The organism is Micromonospora sp. NPDC048894 (assembly GCF_040649765.1).
GTDB lineage: Bacteria > Actinomycetota > Actinomycetes > Mycobacteriales > Micromonosporaceae > Micromonospora > Micromonospora antibiotica.
Genome location: NZ_JBEZFY010000028.1, coordinates 1 through 24,139, shown reverse-complemented (window position 1 = coordinate 24,139; position 24,139 = coordinate 1). Strand labels below are relative to the sequence as shown.

Below are 24,139 nucleotides of genomic sequence, written 5' to 3'. Positions count from 1 at the left end.
AGATGGTGTTGGCGATGCGGTACGGGGTGGTGCCGCGGACGTTGCACGTGGATGCGCCGAGTCCGCACGTGGACTGGTCGGCGGGTGAGGTGCGGCTTGCGACTGAGGCGGTCGAGTGGCCCGCCGACGGTCGTCCGCGTCGGGCGGCGGTGTCGTCGTTCGGCATCAGCGGCACCAACGCCCACGTCATCGTCGAGGAGTACCCGCAGCCCGTCGCGGCACCCGAGTCGACGCCGGCACCCGCCGTGGTGCTCTGGCCGCTGGGCAGCCGCTCCACCGCCGGCCTCACCGCCCAGGCGGCCCGGCTGCGCGACTTCCTCACCGACGAACGACCTGTCGACATCGGACACTCCCTGGCCGCCGCTCGGGCCGCCCTGGACCACCGGGGTGTCGTCCTCGGCAGCTCCGCCGACGACCTCGCCACCGGCCTGGAGGCCCTGACCACCGGGGCCGGCCTGTCCGGCCGGATCACCACCGGTCGCACCGCCGTGCTGTTCACCGGTCAGGGTGCGCAGCGGGTGGGGATGGGTCGTGACCTGGCGGCGGCTTTCCCGGTGTTCGCGCAGGCTCTGGATGAGGTGTGTGCGGCGTTCGGGCCGTTGCTGGGTGGTGATCTGCGGGAGGTGATGTTCACCGACCCGGACGGTCTCCTGGACCAGACCGGCTGGACGCAGCCGGCGTTGTTCGCGGTTGAGGTGGCGTTGTTCCGTCTGGCGGAGTCGTGGGGTCTCAAGCCGGACTTCGTGGCGGGTCATTCGATCGGTGAACTTGCCGCCGCGCATGTCGCGGGGGTGTGGTCGTTGGCGGATGCGTGTCGGGTGGTGGCGGCGCGTGGTGGGTTGATGCAGGCCCTTCCGGCCGGTGGGGCGATGTTGGCGATCGCCGCCCCGTTGGCGGAGTTGGATCTGGGTGACGTGGACGTGGCGGCGGTGAACGGTCCTCGTGCGGTGGTCGTGTCCGGCACGGAGGAGCAGGTCGCCGCGTTGGAAGCCTCCCTTGAGGTGAAGACGCGTCGGCTTCGGGTCTCGCATGCGTTCCACTCGCACCTGATGGACCCGATGCTCGCCGACTACGGGCAGGTCCTCGACGGGGTCACCGCCAGTCCGGCGGGCATCCCGCTGGTGTCGACCGCGACCGGTGATCTCGTCACCGACGAGGAGTTGGGTTCGGTCGGGTACTGGCAGGGTCAGGTGCGGGGCACGGTCAGGTTCGCCGACGCGGTGGCCGCTCTCGCGGCCCGTGGGGTGACCCGGTTCGTGGAGATCGGGCCGGACAGTGTGCTGACCGCGATGGTGGCCGACAGCGTCGACGACGCGGTGACCATCGCGTTGCAGCGCCGTGACCGGGACCAGGTCACCGCGTACGCCACCGGGATGGCGCAGGCGTGGATCAGCGGTGTCGACCTCGACTGGGCGGCCGTCAACCCCGGCGGCCGGACCGTCGACCTGCCCACCTACGCCTTCCAACACCAGCACTACTGGATGCAGGACACCGGGGCGGAGCGGGACGTCACCGCCGCCGGGCTGCTCGACGCCGAGCACCCGCTGCTGTCGGCCGTCACCACCCTGCCCGACACCGACGGGCTGATCGCCACCGGACTGCTGTCCCGGCGTACCCAGCCGTGGCTGGCCGAGCACATGTTGGGCGACACGATCGTGCTGCCCGGCACCGGGCTGGTCGAACTCGCCCTCCGGGCCGGGGACCAGGTCGGCTGTGGCCGGCTTGCCGAACTCACCCTCCAGGCCCCGCTGGTCGTCCCCGACGACGACGGCGTGCAGGTGCAGGTGGCCGTCGGCGGGCCCGGCGACGACGGCGGCCGACAGGTCACCGTCTACTCCCGGCACCGGGACGCACCGTGGACCCGGCACGCCACCGGCCTGCTCACCCCGGCCCCCGCCGACCCACCGGCCGACCCGGCGACCGCCTGGCCGCCGGCCGCCGCCACCCCCGTCGACGTCGACGGGCTCTACGAGCGGATGGCCGACGCCGGACTGGTCTACGGACCGGTCTTCCAGGGCCTGCGGGCCGCCTGGCGGCACGGTGACGAGGTGTACGCCGAGATCGCGCTCCCCGCCGACGTGCTCGACGCCGACCGGTTCCACCTGCACCCGGCCCTGTTCGACGCGGCGCTGCACGCCATCGGGCTGAGCCGGGGCGAGGGGCGGCCCGGCGTCCCGTTCTCCTGGAGCGGGATCACCGTCCACGCCACCGGTGCCGCCGCGCTGCGGCTCACCGTCACCCCGGCCGGCCCCGACGAGGTCGCCCTCACCCTCACCGACGAGACCGGCGCACCCGTCGCCCGGGTCGACTCGCTGGTGCTGCGGGAGATCGACGCGGGTCAGCTCGCCGCCGCCCGCACCGGCCGGCAGGAACACCTCTACCGGATCGACTGGACCCCGGTGCCGCTGCCCACCACCCCGGCCGACGGTCGCTGGGCACTGGTCGGCGTCGACGAGTTCAAGGTGGCCGCCGCGCTCGACACCGTCGGCCTGCTCGCCGAGACCCACCCCGACCTGACCGCCCTCACCGCCACCCTCGACGCGGGCGGGACCGTACCGGACGTGGTGCTGGTCGCCAGCGTGCAACCCGACTCCCGGGACCTCGCGGCCGGTGCCCGGCACACCACCGGTCAACTGCTCACCCTGCTCCAGGGCTGGCTCGCCGACGAACGGCTGGCGTCGTCCCGGCTGCTGGTGCTCACCCACGGCGCGCAGGGTGACCGGGTCACCGAGCCCGCCGCCGCGGCGGCCTGGGGTCTGGTCCGGTCCGCCCAGTCGGAGAACCCGGGTCGGATCGTCCTGGTCGACCTCGACGACCACGACGGGTCCGCCCAGCTCCTCCCGGCGGTGCTGGCCGGTGGCGAACCGCAGCTGGTGGTCCGCGAGGGCGTCGCGCACGCCGCCCGGCTGGTGCCCGCCGCCGGGCCCGACGGCACCCCCGGCAGCGCCTTCACCGACGGTGGCACCGTGCTGCTCACCGGTGCCGGCGGCACCCTCGGCCGGCTCGTCGCCCGACACCTGGTCGACGCGTACGGGGTGCGGCACCTGCTGCTGGCCAGCCGGCGCGGCCCCGACGCCGACGGGATGGCCGCGCTGCGCGACGACCTCACCGCCCGCGGGGCGGAGGTCACCGTGGCCGCCTGCGACCTGGCCGACCGGGACGCGGTCGCCAGGTTGCTCGCCGCAGTGCCCGCCGGGCACCCGCTGACCGGGGTGGTGCACGCCGCCGGGGTGCTCGACGACGGGATCATCCCGGCGCTGACCCGGGACCGCCTCGACGCGGTGCTGCGCCCCAAGGTCGACGCGGCCACCCACCTGCACGAGCTGACCCGGGACGCGGGGCTCACCGCGTTCGTGTTGTTCTCCTCGGCGGCCGGCGTGCTCGGCGGGCCGGGGCAGGGCAACTACGCGGCGGCGAACGCGTTCCTCGACGCGCTGGCGAGCGCCCGCCGGGCCGCCGGGCTGCCCGCCCAGTCCCTGGCCTGGGGGCCGTGGGCCGGCGGCGGGATGGCCGACGACCTCGGCGGCACCAACCGGGCCCGGATGTCGCGGGGCGGGGTGCAACCGGTGTCCGCCGCGGAGGGACTGGCGCTGCTCGACGCGGCGCTGGCCCGTACCGAGGCGGTGCTCGTCCCGGTCAAGGCCGACCTGCGCACCCCGGCGGGGGACGAGGTGCCGCCGATCCTGCGCGCCCTGGTCACCCCGGCCCGGCGTAGCACCCCGGGGACGAACCGACCCGACCCGGCGGCGCTGCGGCGTACCCTCGGCGGGCTGGACGGCGACGGCCAGCAGGCGCTGCTGGCCGACCTGGTGCGCTCGCGCGCCGCGACCGTGCTCGGGCACGGCCGCCCCGACGACCTCGACCCGGCGCTGCGCTTCGTCGAGCTGGGCTTCGACTCGCTCACCGCGATGGAGCTGCGCAACGCCCTCAACGAGGCGACCGGGCTGCGGCTGGCCACCGGGGTGGTCTTCGACCACGGCAGCGTCGACGAACTCGCCGCGCTGCTGCGCACCGAACTGGCCGCGCCACCGGCCGAGGAACGGGCCGGCACGCCCGACGCCGCCGCCGACACGATGAGCGCGCTGTTCCGCACCGCCGTCAAGAGCGGCCGGGTACAGCAGGGCCTGTCCCTGCTGTACGCGGTGGCCGACATCCGGCCCACCTTCGACGGGCCGGCCGACCTGCCGCAGGTCCCCGCCCCGCGCCGGCTCGCCCGGGGCGACCAGGGGCCGGCGATCATCTGCTTCCCGTCGCCGATGGCGCTCGGCGGCGACCAGCAGTACGCCCGGTTCACCGCCGAGTTCGGTGGCACCCGGGACGTGTGGACCCTGCCGGTGCCCGGTTTCGGCCGGGACGAGAGCCTGCCCGCCTCCGCCGACGCGGCGGTACGGGTCTTCGCCGAGATGGTCCGCCCGATCGCCGAGCAGGGGCCGTACGTCATCGTCGGATACTCCTCCGGCGGCCTGTTCGCCCACGCCACCGCCGGTGAGCTGGAGCGGCAGGGGCACGGCCCGGCCGGGGTGGTGCTGCTCGACACCTACCTCACCACCGGCAGCACCACGGCGACGTTCTTCACCCACATGCTCGACTCGCTGCTGGACCGGGAGGCCACCTTCGGCGAGTTCAGCAGCGCCCGGCTGTCGGCGATGGGCCGCTACGTCCGGCTGCTGCAGAGCTGCCCGGTGGAGGCGATCGACACGCCGGTGCTCTTCGTCCGGCCGCAGGAGTCCATCGTGGCCGGCGGCGACGACGACGGGTGGCGGGCCACCTGGGAAACCCCGCACACGCTCCGGGAGGTGCCCGGCGACCACTTCACCATGATGGAGGGTCGGGTCGGCACGACCGCCGAGGTGGTACGGGACTGGATCGCGCAGTGACGCGCGCCGTGACGACAGCGGGAGTGGACGACATGACACTGGCACCGACCACCAAGGGCACCGTCGAGTTCGGCGAGCACCGGACCTGGTACCGGGTGACCGGCGAGCTGCACGGCGACCGGCCACCGCTGGTGGTGCTGCACGGCGGCCCCGGCAGCACCCACGACTACCTGCTCAACCTGGCCGAGCTGAGCCGCTCCGGCCGGCCGGTGGTGCACTACGACCAGCTCGGCAACGGCGGCTCCACCCACCTGCGGGGCCGGGGCGCCGACTTCTGGACCGTGGAGCTGTTCCTCGCCGAACTGGACAACCTGCTGCGCCGGCTCGGCATCGCCGAGGAGTACGTGCTGTTCGGGCAGTCCTGGGGCGGGGTGCTGGCGGCGGCCCACGCCGCCGACCGGCCCGCCGGGCTGCGCGGCGTGGTGATCGCCAACGCGCCCGCGTCGTACCCGCTGTGGCTGCCGGAACTGGACGTGCTGCGGGCCGCGCTGCCGCCCGGCGTGGACGCGACGCTGCGCCGGCACGAGGCCGCCGGCACCACCGGCAGCCAGGCGTACACGGCCGCGATGATGGTCTTCTACCAGCGGCACGTGTGTCGGCGTAAGCCGCTGCCGCCGGAGCTGATGGCCACCTTCATGGAGATCAACGGCGATCCGACCGTCTACCACGCGATGAACGGGCCCAGCGAGTTCCACATCACCGGTACGCTGCGCGACTACTCGCTGCTCGACCGGCTGCCGCAGATCGACACCCCGACCCTGGTCATCAGCGGCGAGTACGACGAGGTCACCCCGGCCGCGGTGCGCCCCTTCCACGACCTCGTCCCCGGCGCCCACTGGGAGATCATCGAGGGGGCCAGCCACCTGCCCCACCTGGAGACCCCGGAGCGGTTCACCGAGGTCCTCACCCAGTTCCTCGACAAGCTCTGAACCGGCCCGGGACGACCGGCGGCGCATGCTCGACGACGTCCGGCCGACCCGGGTCGATCCGGGCCGATCCGACCCGGGCCGGGCCGCCGGTCCGGTCGGGGCGGCGTCCGGCTCAGGCGGGCCGGGCGTCGTACGTCGCGCGGTGGGCGTGCACCTCGTCCAGATGCGTTTCGGCCCAGCTCTTGAGGGCCCGCATCGTCTCGTGCAGGGAGAAGCCGAGGTCGGTCAGCTCGTAGGTGACCGTGACCGGCACGGTCGCCGTCGCGGTACGGCTGACCAGGCCGTCGCGTTCCAGGGTGCGCAGCGTCTGGGTGAGCATCTTCTGGCTGACCCCGGCCAGCAGGCGGGACAGCTCCGAGTAGCGCATCGGCCGGGGAGTGCCGGCGCAGTCCGCGCCGAACCGGTGCGACCCGTCGGTGCGCAGCGCGGCCAGCACCAGCGCGACCCACTTGTCGGAGATCCGGGCGAGCAGCTCCCGGCTGGGACACTGCGCCACGAACGCGTCGTACGCCACCGCCGTCTCCGCCCGGCGCTCGGCCGCCGTCCTCGTGGTCATCGCCGGTCCTCCCGCAGTCGGTTTGCTACGCACTTTCAGGTGCCTACTTCCCTCCAGAAAGCTACCTCACCGATAGTGGTCGGGTACCACTCCGTTGACCATGAAGGCCGAGGTAACCACATGCTCACCCGCTCTCTGCCCGGCGGCACCTGGACGCTGGGCGACCTGACCGTCACCCGGTTCGGCTACGGCGCCATGCAACTCGCCGGCCCCGGGGTGATGGGACCGCCCGCCGACCCGGACGCGGCGCTGGCCGTCCTGCGGGAAGTCGTCGCCCTCGGCATCACGCACATCGACACCAGCGACGCCTACGGGCCGCACGTGACCAACCGGCTGATCCGCGAGGCCCTGCACCCGTACCCCGAAAGGCTGCACCTGGTGACCAAGGTCGGCGCGACCCGGGACGCGCAGGGCGGCTGGCCTGCCGCGCGGGAGCCGGAGCAACTGCGCCGGGCCGTCGAGGAGAACCTGGACAACCTCGGCGTCGAGGCCCTGGACCTGGTCAACCTCCGGCTCGGTGACGCCACGGGGCCCCGGGCCGGCTCCCTCGCCGAGCCGCTCGAGGCGCTCGTCGCACTCCAGCACAAGGGCCTGATCCGGCACCTGGGGGTGAGCAACGTGACGCCCGAGCAGGTCACCGAGGCACAGTCGATCGCCCCGATCGTGTGCGTGCAGAACCTCTACAACCTGGCCTACCGGCAGGACGACGCGCTGATCGACCGGCTCGCCGGACAGGGGGTGGCCTACGTGCCGTACTTCCCGCTGGGTGGGTTCAGCCCGTTGCAGTCCGCGGCGCTGTCGGCCGTGGCCGCCCGCCGGGACGCGACGCCGATGGCCGTCGCCCTGGCCTGGCTGTTGCAGCGCTCACCCAACATCCTGCTCATCCCCGGCACCTCGTCGGTGGCGCACCTGCGGGAGAACGTCGCCGGGGCGGGGCTGACGCTCACCGCCGACGACCTCGCCGCACTGGACGCGATCGGACGCTGACCGGAGAACCACGAAAAGTGCCCGTGACCAGACCGGTCACGGGCACTGTCCGGAACGGGTGCCGCTCACACGGGAGCGGGCACGCCACGCATGTCGGTCAGCACACTCCACAGCGTCTGCGGGGTGGCGAACGTCTCCATCGACATCGCCTCGTCGACGAAGCGCACGTCGTACTCGCTCTCCAGGGTGGCCAGCAGTTCGACCATGGCGAGGGAGTCCAGGCCGGAGTCGCGCAGGCTGGTGCCGGCCAGCAGCGTCTCCTCGGGGTCGAGGAAGGGCAGGTGCTGGCGCAGGATGGCCTCGAACCGTTGATCCCACATGTCCGCGATTCCTTCCGGTGCAGGGTGAGAAGACGCTAACAACGCCCCCCGGGGGCTGACGACCCGGCAATTCCCCAGCCGCCGGCCGGCCCGGGTAAGGGGTCGTTAGGGGGGTCGATGCGGGTGGGGGCCGGCAGGGCCGCCGATACGCTCCGGCCATGAGTCGAGAGAACTTCGCGCGCACGCACGCCTCCGTGGAGACGCTGCACGAGTTCCTGTTGGCGGGTGCCCGGCTGACGCCCGACAAGCCGGCCGTCATCCAGGCCGTCGGCGGCGAGGTCGGCTCCATCTCGTACCGTCAGCTCGCCCAGCGGGTGGACGGCTACGCCGCCGCCCTCGACGAACTCGGCCTCGACATCGGCGACCGGGTGATCCTGGAGTCGGACACCACCCCGACCGCCATCGCGGCCTTCCTGGCCTGCTCCTCGCTGGGCCTGACGTTCATCCCGGTCAGCCCGGAGACCCCCGCCCAGCGGCTCGCGCTGATCGCCGAGAGCACCGCCGCCGCGCTGCACCTGCAACCCGTCGACGGCCGCCGCGACGGCGTACCCGCGTCGCTGGGCACCGCCCGGTTCGGCCCGGACGGCATCCAGGTCGAGCGGACGCCCGCGCCGCGCACCCGGCACCGCCGGGAACTGGTGCCCACCGACCCGGCCTACATGATCTTCACGTCGGGCACCACCGGACGACCCAAGGGCGTGGTGATGAGCCACCGGGGCGTGCTCGCCTTCTTCCGGGGGATGCTGCGGCACGGCATCGTCTCCGCCGAGGACCGGGTCGCCACCACCTCGCCGTTGCAGTTCGACTTCTCGCTGCTCGACATCGGCCTGGCGCTGGGCAGTGGCGCGGCCGTGGTGCCGGTGCCCCGCTCGCTGCTGCGCTGGCCGCGCCGCTTCGTGCAGTTCCTCGCCGACAGCGGCGCCACCCAGGTCAACGGGGTGCCGTCGATCTGGCGGGGGGTGCTGCGGCACGAGTTCGCCGGGCTGGCCGCGCTCGGCGAGCAGATCCGCGGGGTGCTCTACTCAGGCGAGAACTTCCCCCTGCCCGAGATGCGGGAGCTGCAACGTGCCCTGCCGCACGCCCGGGTGGTCAACTGCTTCGGCAGCAGCGAGTCCATCGCCGCGTCCTTCACCGACGTGCCGAACCCGCTGCCCGACGACGCCGACCGGATCTCCATCGGCCACGCCCACCCGGGCGCGGAGATGCTGCTGATCGACGAGGACGGCCGGCCGGTCGACTCCCCGGGTGTCATCGGCCAGATCCACCTGCGCAGCGCCGCCCTGTTCCACGGCTACTGGAACGACCCGGAGGCGACCGCCGCCGCGCTGGTGCCCGACCCGCTCAACCCGGCCACCGGGCAGGTGGTCTTCCGCACCGGCGACCTGGCCTACCGGGGCGAGGGTGGCGAACTCTACTTCACCGGCCGGGCCGACTCCCTGGTCAAGGTGCGCGGCAACCGGGTCGAGCTGGGCGAGGTGGAGCGCCGGGTCCGGGAGTTCCCGGGCATCACCGGGGCCGCCGCGCTGATGCTGCCGCAGGAGGGCAAGGACCCGGTGCTGGCCGCGTTCGTGGTGCTCGACGAGGGCGTCACCGGCGTGGAGGAGATGGAGCTGGGCGCGTTCTGCCTGGAGGCGCTGCCCGACTACATGGTGCCGCAACAGGTCCGGGTCATCGACGAGCTGCCGGTCAACGCCAACGGCAAGATCGACCGGCGGGCCCTCGCCGAGCGAGCCGGACAGCCCGCCCAGCGCTGACCCGCACCCCGACGACCCCTGGCCGGTCCCTTCAGGAGGGGGACCGGCCAGGGGTTTCCCACGCCGGTTTCCTGCGCCGCCGCCCTGCCGCCCGCCGGCCGCCGCCCTGCCGCCCGCCGCCCGCTGCCGTCGCTGCGCGCGCAGTTTCATGGCTGTAGTGGCATCCGAGCGTTCCGATGCCACTACAACCACGAAACTGTGTCGATCATGGAGATCCCCGGCCCGGAGTGGTCCGGGCCGGGGAGGGTGGGTGAAGGCAGGGAGGGTAAGTGAAGGCAGAGAGAGTGGGGGAGGTGGGTGCGGATCAGTGTTCGGCGGCCTCGCGGGCCAGCCGGGCCCGGTCCACCTTGCGGTTGGAGTTCAACGGGAACTCCGGCACGTGCCGATACGAACGCGGCAGCATCCCCTTGGGCAGGATCTGCCGCAGCTGCCGGGACAGCTCGGCCGGGGCGGTCCGCTCCCCGGTGTAGAAGACCACCAGCTCGGTGCCGCCGGCCCCGGAACGGGCCACGGTCACCGCGTCCTCGATGCCGGGGCAGCCGCGCAGGGCGTGCTCGATCTCGGCCAGCTCCACCCGCCACCCGTGCACCTGCACCTGCGAGTCGAGCCGCCCCAGATAGATCAGCTCCTTGTTCTCCAACCGCCGGACCCGGTCCCCGGTGCGGTACCAGCGCCGCCCGTCACGGACCAGGAACCGGCCCTCGTCGTCGGCCGGATCGAGATAACCGGGGGTGAGCTGCGGGCCGGTGATGCAGAGTTCCCCCTCCACCTCACTGGCCGCGCCGTCGGCGTCGAGCAGCACCCCGTCGTGCCCGTCGTGCAGCGTCCCGATCGGGACCAGGCCGTTGACGCAGAGCCCCGGCGAGGTCTCCGGCGACCAGCGGTGCCCGGTGATCGTCACGGTCAGCTCGGTCGGGCCGTAGATGTTCTCCAACGTCGACCCGGGGGCCGCCGCCTGCCAGTCCACCGCGTCGGCGGCGTGCAGCGCCTCCCCGGCGAAGAAGCTCCACCGCAGCGACGGCATCGCCGCCGCACCGAGGCGACCGGTCCGCCGGACCAGGGTGATCGCGCTCGGGGTGGAGAACCACACGGTCAGGCCCCGCTCGGCGACGAACGCCGGCACGTCCCGGTAGGCCGCCGGCGGCACCGGGTGCACGCTCGCCCCCGCGCCCCAGGCGCAGAACAGGTCGAACATCGCGCAGTCGAAGTTCAGGTCGAACGACTGGGAGAACCGGTCGTCCGGCCCGAAGTCGTACCGGTCGTCCAGCACGGAGAAGTAGTGCCGCAGGTTGCCGTGGGTGATCGGCACCCCCTTGGGCCGCCCCGTCGAGCCGGAGGTGAACAGCACGTAGGCCACGTTGTCCGGGCGGGCGGGGCGGGGCGCGGCCAGTGGCGTCGCCCCGACCACCGGCAGCCGCAGCCCGGTGCCGCTGCCGCGCGGGTCCACCACCGGCGCGAACACCGGCACCCCGGCGACCGCGTCACCCATCTCCGCCCGGACCGCCAGCCCGGCGTCGTCGAGCAGCAGGACGGAGACCCCGCACGCGGTGAGCATCCCCGCCGTCCGGGCCGCCGGGAACTCCGGGTGCAGCGGCACGGCGGTCGCGCCGAGGTACAGGGTGGCGAGCAGCCCGGCGTACGACTCCAGGGTCTTGCCGGCGAGGATGCCGACCACCCGGGGCGGCCCGTCCGGGCCGGCGGCCAACGCCCCGGCCCAGCGCAGCGCGGTGGTGTGCAGCTCCTCGTAGCTGACCGGACCGGTCGGCAGGTGCAGGGCGGTGGCCCGGGGTGCGGCGGCCAGCCCCTGGAGGAACCGGCCGTGCAGGGCGTAGTCGGTGTGCTGGGTCATCTCGTCCTCCGTGCTCTGCCGGCGCTCAGGCGGCCACGGCGCGACGGATCGGCCGCATCGCCCGCCGCGGGTCCACGATGGTGGTCCGGAAGTTGCGGACGGTCGCGCCAACCCGGCCCCAGAGCCGGTCCGGCCCGCAGACGTGCACCGTCTGCACCCCGGACTGCTGGAACGTGGCGACCACCGCCGGCCAGCGCACCGGGGTGACGATCCCGTCGAGCAGCATGGTCCGTACGCCGTCGGCGGTGGTGCGTACCGTGCCGTCCTGGTCGGCGACGACCGGGATCTGCGGATCGGTGAAGTGCAGCGACCCGAACAGCTCCGCCTCCACCCGGTCGCGCAGCGGTTGGAACGCGGCGGCGTGCAGCGGCGGGTCCATCACGTACAACGGCAGCCCGCCGCCGGCCCGCAGCCGCTGCGCCAACCAGTCGGTGCGCCCCTCGTGCAGGGTCACCATCCAGAAGTCGGTGTCGACGTAGCAGGAGATCTCGTACCACTCGCCGGCCTCGTCCAGCTCGGCGAGGATCTCCCGCAGCCGCTCGGCCGGGGTACGGACGAACGACATCGTCACCACGCCCCGCTGCTCGGCGGTGAAGTACTCCGTCTCGATCCGGGACAGCCGCGCCGTCATCCGGACCGCCTCGGCGAAGTCCAGCGCGCCGCTGAACACGGCGGCGGCCTTGCCACCGAAGCTGGGCCCGGCGATCAGGTCCGGCCGTAGGTCCATGGTCCGTTCCGCCCAGCGGGCCAGCGCCACGCAGTTGACCAGGAAGGCCACCTGGGCGTACTCGGAGTAGTCGCTGTCGCTGTCGCGGTAGCGGGCGAACAGGTCGTAGTCCAGGGCGTCGCTGGCTGCGGCGAGCAACTCGCGGGCGTCCCGGTCGATGAGCATGAACTTCGCGACGTCGGCGAAGTCGCACGGGCCCATCCCGGGAAAGACGATGGCGCTGGTCATCTGGGGCGTCCTTGTCGTCGGGGGCCGACCGGCGCGGGCACGGTCGGCGGGGGAGCCGGGCGGGCAGGTCACCGGGGGAGCTTGGCCAAAGCCTGCTCGATGCGGACCAGCGCGTCGGCGACGTGCGGCACCGTCAGCGGGTCGGCGGCGGTCTGGGTCTGCCGCTGCTGCTCCGGGGTGTCGCCGTAGAGCATGCTGGTGGCGGCGCGGAACCGCAGCGCCTCCGGCCGGTCGCCGAAGTGGTGGCCGGACAGCACCGCCACGCCCAGCTCCTCCAGCAGGTGGCGCTGCAGGGTGGCGCCGTCGGTGATGCCCTGCTCGGCCAGCGGCTCGCGCAGCGGCGCGAAGTCCGGGTAGACGTAGAACGCGCCGGTCGGCGGCCGGCAGGTGGCACCCGCCTCCACCATGATCCGGTGCACCGCGCCGGCCACCGCGCCGTGCAGTGCGGCGTCCTCGGTGAGCCGCTCGCGGATCTCCGGCGGCTCGGCGAAGGCGTACCGGGTCACCGACTGCATCGGCCCGGCGAGGGTGGACCAGATCTCGCTGGCCACCGCCGCCACGTCGGCGCGGATCCGCTCACCCCACCCGCCGGCCGGGAACCGGGCCGCGCCGATCCGCCAACCGCCGAGCGCCAGGTTCTTGCTCAGCCCGGTGAGCACCACGGTCCGCCTCGGGGCGACCTCGGCGGGGGAGAGCAGGTCCGTGCCCGGGGTGTGCAGGATGTCCCGGTAGATCTCGTCCGAGACGATCAGCAGGTCCTCCTCCTCGGCGATCGCGCACAACTCCCGGACCAGGTCGTCCGGGGCGTGCGTGCCGGTCGGGTTGTCCGGCGAGGTGAGCACCAGGATGCGCGGGTCGTGGCCGAGCACCCGGGCGGCGTGGATCGTCTCCCGCAGCGCCGCCGGGTCGGGCACCCCACCGCACGACTCCGGGATCGGCACCCCCAGTACGGTCTTGCCGGCCAGCCGGGCCTGCGGGGCGTAGGTGACCCAGCTCGGCGCGGCGACGATGGTGTCCCCGCCGACTACCAGTTGCAGGGCCATCAGCAGCGGCTTGCTGCCCGGCGCGATGATCACCTGGTCCGCCTCGGTGGGCAGCCGGCGACGGGAGAAGTACCCGGCCACCGCGTCCCGGGTGTCCGGGTCACCCACCACCGGCCCGTACGCGTTGCGGTCGGCGCCCTCGGTCAGCGCCCGCCGCAGCGGCGCGAACACCGGCAGCCGGGACTCGCCGAAGCCCAGGTGCACGATGGACTCGCCTGCGGCGATGCGCTGCGCGACCAACTGGTCGAGTGCGAGGTTGGGCGAGATCTTCCGGCCGGCCATCGCCAGCTCCCTTCGGGTCGGTGGGTGTTCAGGCGGTGACGGCCGCGCCGGGGCGGGCCGCGCTGGGGCTGACGGCGGCGAGGATGTCCGCCGGGGCAGCCGGGTCGATCTCCAGGTCGCTCAGCCAGGCCGCGTCGGCCGACCAGCGGGCCCGGAACGGCCGGCCGACCAGCCGCCGGTCGCGGGCCTGGATCAACCGGAGCTGGAAGAAGTCGCCGTCCGGGGTCCGTTCGACGCCGTCGACCAGCACCTTGCCGGGGGTGGCCGACATGACCGGCCCGCGCACCGTCCGGGCCAGCCCGGGCAGATCCTGGTACGCGGTGCGGAAGATGTCGGCGGCCCGGGTCAGCGGCACCTGGAAGTAGTCGCGGGGACCGGTGTCCCGCTCGACGAACATGTAGTAGGGCACCGCGCCGACGGCCAGTTCGGCCCGCCACATCTCGCTCCAGGCGCGGGCGTCGTCGTTGACGTAGCGGATCAGCGGGGCCTGGCAGTAGACCACCGCCCCGGTCGACCGGATCCGGGCGATGGCCCGGGTGGCGACCTCGGTGGCCAACTCCCGGGGGTGGCTGAAGTGCGCCATCACCGCGACGTTGCGACCCGACGCGACGACCTGCTCGAACAGCCGCAGCAGGTCGTCGGCGTCGCTGTCGGAGACGAACCGGTACGGCCAGTAGGCGACCGCCTTGGTGCCGAACCGGATGGTGCGCACCGTGTCCACCGCCAGCAGCGGCTCCACGTGGCTGCGCAGCCGCTCCGTCGACATGATCATCGGGTCGCCGCCGGTGACCAGCACGTCGGTCACCGCCGGGTGCCGGTGCAGGTAGCGCACCAACTGCTCCGGGCCGGGCGCGGCGAACCGCAGGTCGGCGTCCCCGACGAACTGCGCCCACCGGAAGCAGTAGGTGCAGTACGCGTGGCAGGTCTGCCCCTGCTGCGGGAAGTACAGCACCGTCTCCCGGTACTTGTGCTGCATGCCCGGCAACTCCTGACCGTCCAGGCTGGGCACGTTGTGCTGCTGCTGCCCGGACGGGTGCGGGTTGAGCCCGGCCCTGATCCGGGCCACCTCACCGCGCAGCCCCTTGCGGTCACCGGCGCGCAGCAGGTCGCCGACGACCCGCTCGTCGTCGGCGGCGAGCATGCCGCGCTGCGGGAACACCAGCCGGAAGATCGGGTCGTCCGGGATGCGGTCCCAGTCGATCAGGTGCGACAGGACGTACTCGTTGACCCGGAAGGGCAGCACCTGGGAAATGGTGCGGACCGCGTGCAGATTGTCGGCCGACAATCCGTACCGGGCGCCCAGCTCATCGATGTGGTGCGGCCCGAAGGAGTGGAACCGCCCCGGATCGGCGGTCGTGGAAACGAGCAGGGACATCAACCATCCTCCATGGGGGGTTGCGCCCACCGACGTGGCGTGACTCAATCACCGGTGCGCGCCCGCGAGAATCGCTCGACGGTCAACAGCGCGTTGCCTCGCCCCCACGCTAGTGGCGGCCCGTCCGCCGGGACCCCTAGCGGAACCCCAGAGCCGCCCCTTAGCGCCGCTGGTAGGGGGAGGCTAGGGGCGTCGCGGGGGTGTAGGTGGATTTCCTTTCCTGATTACGTATCCCTCGCCTGGTCCGGCCGGCGCCCGGCGTGTCGCCCGGATACGCCGTACCGCACCGAGCGGCCGTGCAGACATCGATGCCGGCGCCGGATCACGTGCGCCCGGTGCGACCCGAGGGAGTGCTCCGTGACGATCGATCAGGAGATCCGTAAATATCCGTTCAGCGAGGCGCCCGGGATCGACATCGACCCCGTCTACGGGCTGCTGCGCAGCACCGAGCCGCTGGCCCGGGTGCAACTGCCGTACGGCGAGGTGTCCTGGCTCGCCACCCGGTACGAGGACGTCAAGACCGTGCTGACCGACCCGCGGTTCAGCCGGGCCGCGGCGCAGGGCAAGGACCAGCCCCGTACCCGCGAGGAGATGACCTACGAGGGCATCATCGGCCTCGACCCGCCGGACCACACCCGGCTGCGCAAGCTCGCCGGCAAGGCGCTGACCGCGCGCCGGGTCAACGAGATGCGCGAGGGCGCCCAGCGCATCGCCAACGAGTACGTCGACGAGATGATCGCCAAGGGTTCCCCGGGTGACCTGGTCGAGCTGTTCGCCCTGCCGTACCCGATCACCGTCATCTGCGAGCTGCTCGGGGTGCCGTTCGAGGACCGGGCCCAGTTCCGGATCTGGACCGAGGGGCTGACCAGCACCAGCGAGCAGCTGATGGTCTATGCCGAGCAGCTGTTCGGCTACATGGGCAAGCTGGTCGCCCAGCGCCGTGAGCAGCCCACCGACGATCTGCTCGGCGCGCTGGTCAAGGCCCGCGACGAGGGCGACCGGCTGACCGAGCAGGAGCTGCTCTCGATCGCCGGGGTCGGGCTGCTGCTCACCGGCGTCGAGACGGTCTCCACCCACATCCCCAACTTCGTCTACGCGCTGCTCACCAACCCGGAGCTGATGGCGCAGCTGCGCGCCGACCGGAGCCTGGTGCCGGCGGCCGTGGAGGAACTGCTGCGGATGATCCCGCTGAACCCGGCCGCGATGTTCCCCCGCTACGCGGTGGAGGACATCGAGCTGAGCGGGATCACCGTCCGCGCCGGGGAGCCGGTGCTGGTCTCGCTGCCCGGCGCCAACCGGGACCCGGAGATCTTCGACAACCCGGAGACCTTCGACTTCACCCGCGAGCAGAACCCGCACGTCGCGTTCGGCCACGGCCCGCACCACTGCCTCGGCGCGCAGCTCGCCCGGATGGAACTCCAGGTGGCCCTGCACACGGTCCTGGACCGGTTCCCCGAGCTGAGCCTGGCCGACGGCGACGCGGGCGTGTCGTGGAAGTCCGGCCAGCTGGTCCGGGGCCCGAACAAGCTGCTGGTGGCCTGGTGACCACCGTGGACACCCGCTGGACGGTCACCGTCGACCGGGACGCCTGCATCGGTACCGGGGTCTGCGCCGGCGCGGCCCCCCGCCAGATCGAGATCCGGGCCGGCAAGGCGTCCGCCCTGGCCCCGGAGACCGCGCCCGACGAGGCGGTCATCGACGCCGCCGACATGTGCCCGATGTCGGCGATCACCGTGCGCGACGCCGCCTCCGGCGCGCTGCTCGCGCCCGAGGAGTAACCACCGCCCCGACCGGTGAACCCACCGGTCGCCGCGAGGCCGCCGCGACCGGTCCCCCCTACCGGTCGCGGCGGCCTTGCCGTGATCGGGCGCCGCAAGCCGACACACCGAGCCGGGCGTCGAACCCGGAGACCTAGTGGAGCGTGCCATGAGCGAGTCCGTGAACCCCACCGGTGCCGAGCCCGACGCGCTGTCGGCACTGCGGCGACGGCTGGAGGGCCGCACGGCCGAGGAGCAGGGCCGGGCGCTCACCGCCCTGGTCCGGGAGCAGGCCCGTGACGTGCTGCGGACCGTGCTGCCGGACGGCCCGGACGCCGTCGAGCCGGGCCGCCCGTTCCGCGACCTGGGCTTCGACTCGCTCGCCGCAGTGGAGCTGCACCGTCGCCTCACCGTCGCCACCGGCCTGGACCTGCCGGTCACCCTGGTCTTCGACCACCCGACGCCGCAGGCGGTCGGGCGGTTGCTGCGCACGCTGCTCGGTGGGGACGCCGCGCCCGCGCCGGTCGCCGCGCCGCTGCGCCGGCCCGCCGCCGACGACGAGCCGATCGCCGTGGTCGGCATCGGCTGCCGCTACCCGGGGCACAGCACCTCCGCCGACGACCTGTGGCGGCTGGTCTTCGAGGGCCGGCACGTGATCTCCGACTTCCCGACCGACCGGGGCTGGGACACCGACGGGCTCTACGACCCGGACCCGGGCAAGCCCGGCAAGACCTACGTGCGCCAGGGCGGTTTCCTGGAGGGCGCGGCCGAGTTCGACGCGGACTTCTTCGGCATCAGCCCCCGCGAGGCGATGACGATGGACCCGCAGCAGCGGCTGGTGCTGGAGACCGCCTGGGAGGCGTTGGAGGACGCCGGCATCGACTCGGCGTCGCTGCGCGGCAGCCAGACCGGTGTCTTCATCGGCGCCGAACCGCAGGAGTACGGCCCCCGGCTGCACGAGGCCCCGGAGGGCCTGGACGGCTACCTGCTCACCGGCAACGCGCCGAGCGTGGTGTCCGGCCGGCTCGCCTACACGTTCGGCTTCGAGGGCCCGACGTTGACCGTGGACACCGCCTGCTCGGGTTCGCTGGTCGCCCTGCACCTGGCCTGCCAGGCGGTGCAGCGTGGGGAGTGCACCACCGCGTTGGCCGGTGGCGTCGCGGTGATGGTGCACCCGGGCGCGTTCACCGCGTTCAGCCGGCAGCGTGGGCTCGCCCCGGACGGGCTGTGCAAGCCGTTCGCGGCGGCGGCCGACGGCACCGGCTGGGCCGAGGGCGTCGGCATCCTGGTGCTGGAGCGGCTCTCCGACGCCCGCCGCAACGGCCACCGGGTGCTCGGGGTGATCCGGGGCTCGGCGATCAACCAGGACGGCGCGTCCAACGGGTTGACCGCCCCGAACGGGCCGTCCCAGCAGCGGGTGATCATGTCCGCGCTGGCGTCGGCCGGCCTGGCCCCCGCCGACGTCGACCTGGTCGAGGCGCACGGCACCGGCACCCGGCTCGGCGACCCCATCGAGGCGCAGGCGATCATCGCCACCTACGGCCGGGAACGCCCCGCCGACCGGCCGCTGTGGCTCGGCTCGCTGAAGTCCAACATCGGTCACTCGCAGGCCGCCGCCGGGGTCGCCGGGGTGATCAAGGTGCTGATGGCGATGCGGCACCGGGTGCTGCCGCGTACCCTGCACGTCGACGCGCCCACCCCCAACGTGGACTGGTCCGCCGGCACCGTCGCGCTGCTCACCGAGGCCCGCGAGTGGGACGCCGCGGGCCGGCCGCGCCGCGCCGGGGTCTCCTCGTTCGGGGTCAGCGGCACCAACGCGCACGTCATCGTCGAGGAACCCCCCGCGGTCGACGACGAGACCGTCACCGACGTACCGCAGCTGCCCAGCGAGGTGCTGCCGGTGGTGTTCTCCGCCCGGAGCGGGACGGCGCTGCGCGACCAGGCCGCCGCGCTGCTGGCGGTCGTGGACACCGACGGGGACGCCCCGGAGCTGCTCGACGTCGCCTATTCGCTGGCCACCACCCGGACCGCCCTGGAGCACCGGGCGGTGCTGGTGGCCCGGGACCGGGCGGGTGTCGTCCGGGACCTGGCCGCCCTCGCCGCCGGCGGCAGCGTGCCCGGCGTACACCTGGGGCAGGCCGACGGCGGTGGACTCGGTTTCCTCTTCACCGGTCAGGGCAGTCAGCGGCTCGGCGCCGGACGGCAGTTGTACCGCAGCTACCCGGTCTACGCCGCCGCGTTCGACGACGCCTGCGGCTGGCTCGACCTGCAACTGGACGTGCCGCTGGCCGACGTGCTGTTCGCCGAGCCCGGCACCGCCGAGGCGGCCCTGCTCGACCAGACCGCCTACACCCAGTGCGCGCTGTTCGCGGTGGAGGTCGCCCAGTTCCGGCTGCTGGAGTCGTGGGGGGTCCGTCCGGACCTGCTCGCCGGGCACTCGATCGGTGAGCTGGCCGCCGCCCACGTCGCCGGGGTGCTCTCCCTGGAGGACGCCGCCCTGCTGGTCGCCGCCCGGGGCCGGCTCATGCAGCAACTCCCCGCCGAGGGCACGATGATCTCGGTGCAGGCCACCGAGGAGCAGCTCCGTCCGCTGCTGGCCGGCCGGGAGGCGCAGGTGGGCCTCGCCGCGGTGAACGGCCCCACCTCGATGGTGGTCTCCGGCGACGAGGACGCCGTGCTGGAGGTGGTCGCCGCCCTCGCCGCCGCCGGGCACAAGACCAAGCGGCTGAAGGTCAGTCACGCCTTCCACTCGCCGCTGATGACGCCGATGCTCGCCGAGTTCGGCCGGCTGGCGCACGTGCTCACGTACCGCCCGCCGACCATCCCGGTCGTCTCCACGGTCACCGGCCGGCCGGTGCTCGCCGGTGAACTGTGCGACCCCGACTACTGGGTGCGGCACGTGCGCGACAGCGTCCGGTTCGCCGACGCGGTCCGGGCGATGGCCGACGAGGGGGTCACCACCTTCCTCGAACTCGGTCCGGCCGGGGTGCTCTCCGCGATGGGTCCGGCCTGCCTCGACGACGACGCCGATGCGGTCTTCGCCCCGCTGCTGCGCGCCGACCACGACGAGGAGACCGACGTCGTCGCCGCCGTCGCCCGCGCCCACGTGCGGGGGGTGCCGGTGGACTGGACGGGCTTCTTCGCCGCGCGCGGGGCCCGCCGGGTCGCGCTGCCCACGTACCCGTTCCAGCGTCGCCGGTTCTGGATGGAATCCGGCGGTGGCAGCGCCGACGCGACCGGCTTCGGTCAGCTCGCCGCCGGGCACCCGCTGGTCAGCGCGGTCGTCGGTCTGGCCGGCGGCGACGGGGTGGTGCTCACCGGGCGGGTGTCGCTGCGCAGCCACCCGTGGCTGGCCGACCACACCATCTCCGGGGTGGCCCTGCTGCCCGGCACCGCCTTCGTGGAGCTGGCGATCCGCGCCGGCGACCAGGTCGGCTGCCCCACCGTGGAGGAGCTGACCCTGGAGGCTCCGCTGGCGCTCGACGAGCACGGCGTCGCCCTCCAGGTCGTCGTCGGCGCCGCCGACCCGGCCGGCCGCTGCCCGGTGGCCGTCTACTCGCGGCCCGACGGGTCCGACCCGGACGACCAGCTCTGGACCCGGCACGTCAGCGGTTTCCTCGCCCCGCAGGCCGCCGACGCCGGGCAGCCGCTGACCGAGTGGCCGCCGCGCGACGCCCGCCCGGTCGACCTGACCGGCGGTTACGCCGAGCTGGCCGGCCAGGGCTACGGCTACGGCCCGGTCTTCCAGGGCCTCAAGGCCGTCTGGCGACGCGGCCCCGAGGTGTACGCCGAGGTCGCGCTCCCCGCCGACAGCCGGGCCGACGCGGCCCGGTTCGGCCTGCACCCGGCGGTGCTGGACGCCGCCCTGCACGCCATCGACGCCGCCCGTCGCGGCGAGCCCACCGACGACGAGGTACGCATCCCGTTCGCGTGGAGCGACGTCACCCTGCACGCCGCCGGCGCGGCCGAGGTGCGGGTCCGGATCGCCCCCGCGGCCGGGGACAGCGTGTCGGTGGTCCTCGCCGACCCGACCGGCGCACCGGTCGCCACGGTACGGTCGTTCGTCTCCCGGCCGGTCTCCACCGCCCAGCTCACCGCCGCCCGGGGCGGCTACCACGAGCGGCTGTTCCGCCTGGAGTGGACGAAGCTGGGTCACCGGCCCGCCCCGGCCGGCACCCCCCGCTGGGTGGTGCTCGGCGACGAGCGGATCGGCGCGGCCACCCGGCACGCCGACCCGGCCGCGCTGGGTGCCGCGATCGACGCCGGTGCCACCGCCCCCGATTTCGCGTTCGTCGGCGTCGGCACCGGTGACGTCCGGGCCGCCACCGCCGGGGCGTTGACGCTGCTGCAGCAGTGGCTGGCCGACGCCCGGCTGGGCGGCACCCGGTTGGTCTTCGTCAGCCGGGTCGACGACCTCGCCACCGAGGCGGTCTGGGGTCTGCTGCGGGCCGCCCAGACGGAGAACCCGGACCGGTTCGTCACCGTCCGGCTCGCCGACGCCCCCACGTCACTGCTGGCCGCCGCCCTGGCCACCGGCGAACCGGAGCTGCGGCTGCGCGACGGGGAGATCAGTGTGCCCCGGCTGGCCCGGGTCGCCACCGCCCCGGCCGGCACCGACACCGACACCACCACCGGCAGCCGTTGGCCGACCGACGGCACGGTGCTGGTCACCGGTGGCACCGGTGGGCTCGGCGCGCACGTGGCCCGGCACCTGGCCGGCAACCACGGCGTACGCCATCTGCTGTTGACCAGTCGTCGTGGCCCGGCGGCGGCCGGTGTGGCGGAGCTGCGCGCGGAGCTGGAAGCGGCAGGCGCGAGCGTCGAGGTGGCCGCCTGTGACGCGGCCGACGCCGACGCCCTGGCCGCGCTGCTCGCCGCTGTCCCGGCCGACCGGCCGCTGCGGGCGGTGGTGCACGCCGCCGGCATCGTCGACGACGCGACGATCGGCTCGCTCACCCCGCAGCGCCTCGACGCGGTGCTCAAGGCCAAGCTGGACGGCGCGGTCAACCTCGACGCGTTGACCCGCGACGCCGACCTGACCGCGTTCGTGCTCTTCTCCTCCCTGGCGAGCCTGCTCGACTGCGCCGGGCAGGGCAACTACGCCGCCGCGAACGCCACCCTCAACGCGCTGGCCACCTCCCGCCGGGCCGAGGGCCGGCCCGTGGTCGCCCTCACCTGGGGGCTGTGGACCGGTGACAGCGGCATGGGCGGCCAGTTGGACGCCGCCGCGTTGCAGCGCATCGAACGTTCCGGCATGCCCGGCCTCAGCCCGGCCGAGAACCTGGCCCTGCTCGACGCGGCGCTCGGGGTCGACGAACCGGTCCTCGCCCCGATCCGGGTCGACCTGACCGCGCTGCGCAACCGGCCCGACGGGGTGCCGGCGCTGCTGCGCGGCCTGGTGCCGCTGCCGGCCCGCCGGTCCGCGCAGGCGGCCGGCGCGGCGGACGCCGCCCAGGGGCTGGCCCGGCAGTTCGCCGGCCTCACCCCCGCCGAACGGGACCGGGTCACCCTCGACCTGGTCCGCGCGCACGTCGCCGCCGTGCTCGGCCACGACGGCGCGGAGGCGATCGAGCCCCGCCGCGCCTTCAACGAGCTGGGCTTCGACTCGCTGGCCGCGGTGGAGCTGCGTAACCGGCTCAACGCCGCCACCGGGCTGCGACTGCCGGCGACCCTCGTCTTCGACTACCCGACCCCGGTGGCGCTCGCCGAGTTCGTGGTGTCCACCGTGCTCGGCACCGACGTGGACGTGGCGGTGCCCGAGCTGGCGTCGGCCTCGTTCACCCAGGAGCCGATCGCCATCGTGTCGATGAGCTGCCGCTTCCCCGGCGGGGTGGCCACCCCGGAGCAGCTGTGGGAGCTGCTGGAGGGCGGCGTTGACGCGGTCTCCCCGTTCCCCACCGACCGGGGCTGGGACCTGGTCGGCATGTACGACCCGGAGCCCGGCAAGCCCGGCAAGACGTACTCGATGGAGGGTGGTTTCCTCTACGACGCGGCCGACTTCGACGCGGACTTCTTCGGGATCAGCCCGCGTGAGGCGATCGCGATGGACCCGCAGCAGCGGTTGCTGTTGGAGACGTCGTGGGAGGTGCTGGAGCGGGCCGGGATCGACCCGACCTCGCTCAAGGGCAGCCCGACCGGTGTCTTCGCCGGCGTCATGTACCACGACTACGCGCTGCGCCTGCACCAGGTGCCCGACGAGCTGGCCGGCTACCTGGGCAACGGCAGCCTGGCCAGCATCGTCTCCGGCCGGGTCGCCTACACCCTCGGCCTGGAGGGGCCGGCCGTGTCGATCGACACCGCCTGTTCGTCGTCGCTGGTGGCGATCCACCTGGCCGTGCAGGCGCTGCGGGCCGGCGAGTGCTCGCTCGCGCTGGCCGGTGGCGTCACCGTGATGTCCACCCCGGACACGTTCATCGACTTCAGCCGTCAGCGTGGCCTGGCCAAGGACGGCCGGTCCAAGTCGTTCGCGGCCGGGGCCGACGGCACCGGCTGGGGTGAGGGCGCCGGCATGTTGCTGCTGGAACGCCTCTCCGACGCCCGGGCCAACGGCCACCAGGTGCTCGCGGTGATCCGGGGCTCGGCCACCAACCAGGACGGCGCGTCCAACGGGTTGACCGCCCCGAACGGCCCGTCGCAGCAGCGGGTGATCCGGCAGGCCCTGGCCTCCGCCGGTGGCATCCCGGCGACCGAGGTCGACGCGGTCGAGGCGCACGGCACCGGCACCGCCCTCGGCGACCCGATCGAGGCGCAGGCGCTGCTGGCCACGTACGGGCAGGGCCGGCCGGGTGAGCGTCCGCTCTGGCTCGGCTCGATCAAGTCGAACATCGGCCACACCCAGGGCGCGGCCGGCGTCGCCGGTGTGATCAAGATGGTGTTGGCGATGCGCAACGGGCTGCTGCCCCGCACCCTGCACGCCGACGAGCCGTCCCCGCAGATCGACTGGTCGGCCGGCGAGGTGCGGCTGCTCACCGAGGCGCAGCCGTGGCCGGCGCTGGACCGGCCGCGCCGGGCGGGCGTGTCGTCGTTCGGCATCAGCGGCACCAACGCCCACGTCATCGTCGAGGAGGCCCCGCCGGTCGAGCTGGAGGGCGAGATCGTCCCGCCGCCGGCCGTGCTGCCGTGGGTGCTCTCGGCCAAGACCGAGGAGGCGCTGCGCGCCCAGGCCGGCCAGCTCCGGGCGGCCGTCGCCGCCGCCACCACCGACCCGGGCGACCTCGCGTACGCCCTGGCGAAGGGGCGGGCGGCACTGGACCGGCGGGCCGTCGTCGTCGGTGACGTCACCGACTTCCTGACCGGCGCGGACGCCCTGGTCGCCGGGGCGGCGGTGCCGACCCTGTTGCAGGGCGGTTCCGGGGTGGTCTTCGTGTTCCCGGGGCAGGGTTCGCAGTGGGTGGGGATGGCGGTGGAGTTGTTGGATTCGTCTCCGGTGTTTGCGGAGCGGGTCAATGAGTGTGG

13 protein-coding genes are annotated in these 24,139 nt (G+C 73.8%); 7 read left to right on the top strand and 6 right to left on the bottom strand.

The features are described 5' to 3' along the window. The first annotated feature begins 14 nt into the window (after positions 1-14). On the top strand, positions 15-4,877 hold the full coding sequence (locus AB0C22_RS31070) for a type I polyketide synthase (RefSeq protein ID WP_357538546.1): 4,863 nt from the start codon (positions 15-17) through the stop codon (positions 4,875-4,877). Between the two features lie 23 nt (positions 4,878-4,900). Continuing rightward, positions 4,901-5,806 carry a proline iminopeptidase-family hydrolase gene (locus AB0C22_RS31065; protein ID WP_208569129.1) on the top strand — a complete coding sequence of 302 codons (906 nt, stop codon included), beginning with the start codon at positions 4,901-4,903 and terminating at the stop codon, positions 5,804-5,806. Between the two features lie 112 nt (positions 5,807-5,918). On the opposite strand, the gene AB0C22_RS31060 is transcribed toward AB0C22_RS31065, so the two are convergent. Next, the gene (locus AB0C22_RS31060; RefSeq protein WP_219469121.1) at positions 5,919-6,362 is read right to left on the bottom strand and encodes a helix-turn-helix domain-containing protein; all 444 of its coding nucleotides are present in this window, start codon (positions 6,360-6,362) and stop codon (positions 5,919-5,921) included. Positions 6,363-6,482: 120 nt separating this feature from the next. Here AB0C22_RS31060 and AB0C22_RS31055 point away from each other — a divergent pair, with 120 nt between their 5' ends. Beyond that, a complete protein-coding gene (locus AB0C22_RS31055; protein WP_357538544.1) occupies positions 6,483-7,349 on the top strand; it encodes an aldo/keto reductase family oxidoreductase in 867 nt (288 codons plus the stop codon). A 65-nt stretch (positions 7,350-7,414) separates the two neighbouring features. On the opposite strand, the gene AB0C22_RS31050 is transcribed toward AB0C22_RS31055, so the two are convergent. After that, the gene (locus AB0C22_RS31050) at positions 7,415-7,669 is read right to left on the bottom strand and encodes a phosphopantetheine-binding protein (RefSeq protein WP_088642125.1); all 255 of its coding nucleotides are present in this window, start codon (positions 7,667-7,669) and stop codon (positions 7,415-7,417) included. 158 nt (positions 7,670-7,827) lie between these two features. Between AB0C22_RS31050 and AB0C22_RS31045 the strand changes: the two genes are divergently transcribed. Next, positions 7,828-9,423: a D-alanine--poly(phosphoribitol) ligase gene (locus AB0C22_RS31045; protein WP_357538542.1), complete on the top strand. Its 1,596-nt coding sequence runs from the start codon at positions 7,828-7,830 to the stop codon at positions 9,421-9,423. A 304-nt stretch (positions 9,424-9,727) separates the two neighbouring features. Here the strand turns inward: AB0C22_RS31045 and AB0C22_RS31040 are convergent, their stop codons facing one another. From AB0C22_RS31040 to AB0C22_RS31025, 4 genes are all read right to left on the bottom strand, one after another. Beyond that, positions 9,728-11,272 carry an AMP-binding protein gene (locus AB0C22_RS31040; RefSeq protein WP_357538540.1) on the bottom strand — a complete coding sequence of 515 codons (1,545 nt, stop codon included), beginning with the start codon at positions 11,270-11,272 and terminating at the stop codon, positions 9,728-9,730. Positions 11,273-11,297: 25 nt separating this feature from the next. After that, complete coding sequence (locus AB0C22_RS31035) at positions 11,298-12,227, bottom strand: ACP S-malonyltransferase (protein ID WP_357538538.1); 930 nt, start codon at positions 12,225-12,227, stop codon at positions 11,298-11,300. Between the two features lie 68 nt (positions 12,228-12,295). Next, positions 12,296-13,552, bottom strand: coding sequence for an aminotransferase class I/II-fold pyridoxal phosphate-dependent enzyme (locus AB0C22_RS31030; RefSeq protein WP_357538536.1), 1,257 nt, complete (start codon positions 13,550-13,552; stop codon positions 12,296-12,298). A 28-nt stretch (positions 13,553-13,580) separates the two neighbouring features. Then, positions 13,581-14,927, bottom strand: a complete 1,347-nt coding sequence (locus AB0C22_RS31025; protein ID WP_219469141.1) for a lysine 2,3-aminomutase — start codon at positions 14,925-14,927, stop codon at positions 13,581-13,583. A 357-nt stretch (positions 14,928-15,284) separates the two neighbouring features. Here AB0C22_RS31025 and AB0C22_RS31020 point away from each other — a divergent pair, with 357 nt between their 5' ends. From AB0C22_RS31020 to AB0C22_RS31010, 3 genes are all read left to right on the top strand, one after another. After that, the gene (locus AB0C22_RS31020; RefSeq protein ID WP_208569136.1) at positions 15,285-16,472 is read left to right on the top strand and encodes a cytochrome P450; all 1,188 of its coding nucleotides are present in this window, start codon (positions 15,285-15,287) and stop codon (positions 16,470-16,472) included. Beyond that, positions 16,469-16,705, top strand: coding sequence for a ferredoxin (locus AB0C22_RS31015; protein ID WP_208569137.1), 237 nt, complete (start codon positions 16,469-16,471; stop codon positions 16,703-16,705). The genes AB0C22_RS31020 and AB0C22_RS31015 overlap by 4 nt, the downstream gene beginning before the upstream one ends. Positions 16,706-16,853: 148 nt before the next feature. Beyond that, positions 16,854-24,139 (top strand): SDR family NAD(P)-dependent oxidoreductase (locus tag AB0C22_RS31010; protein WP_357538533.1); only part of this gene is annotated, 7,286 nt, incomplete at its 3' end.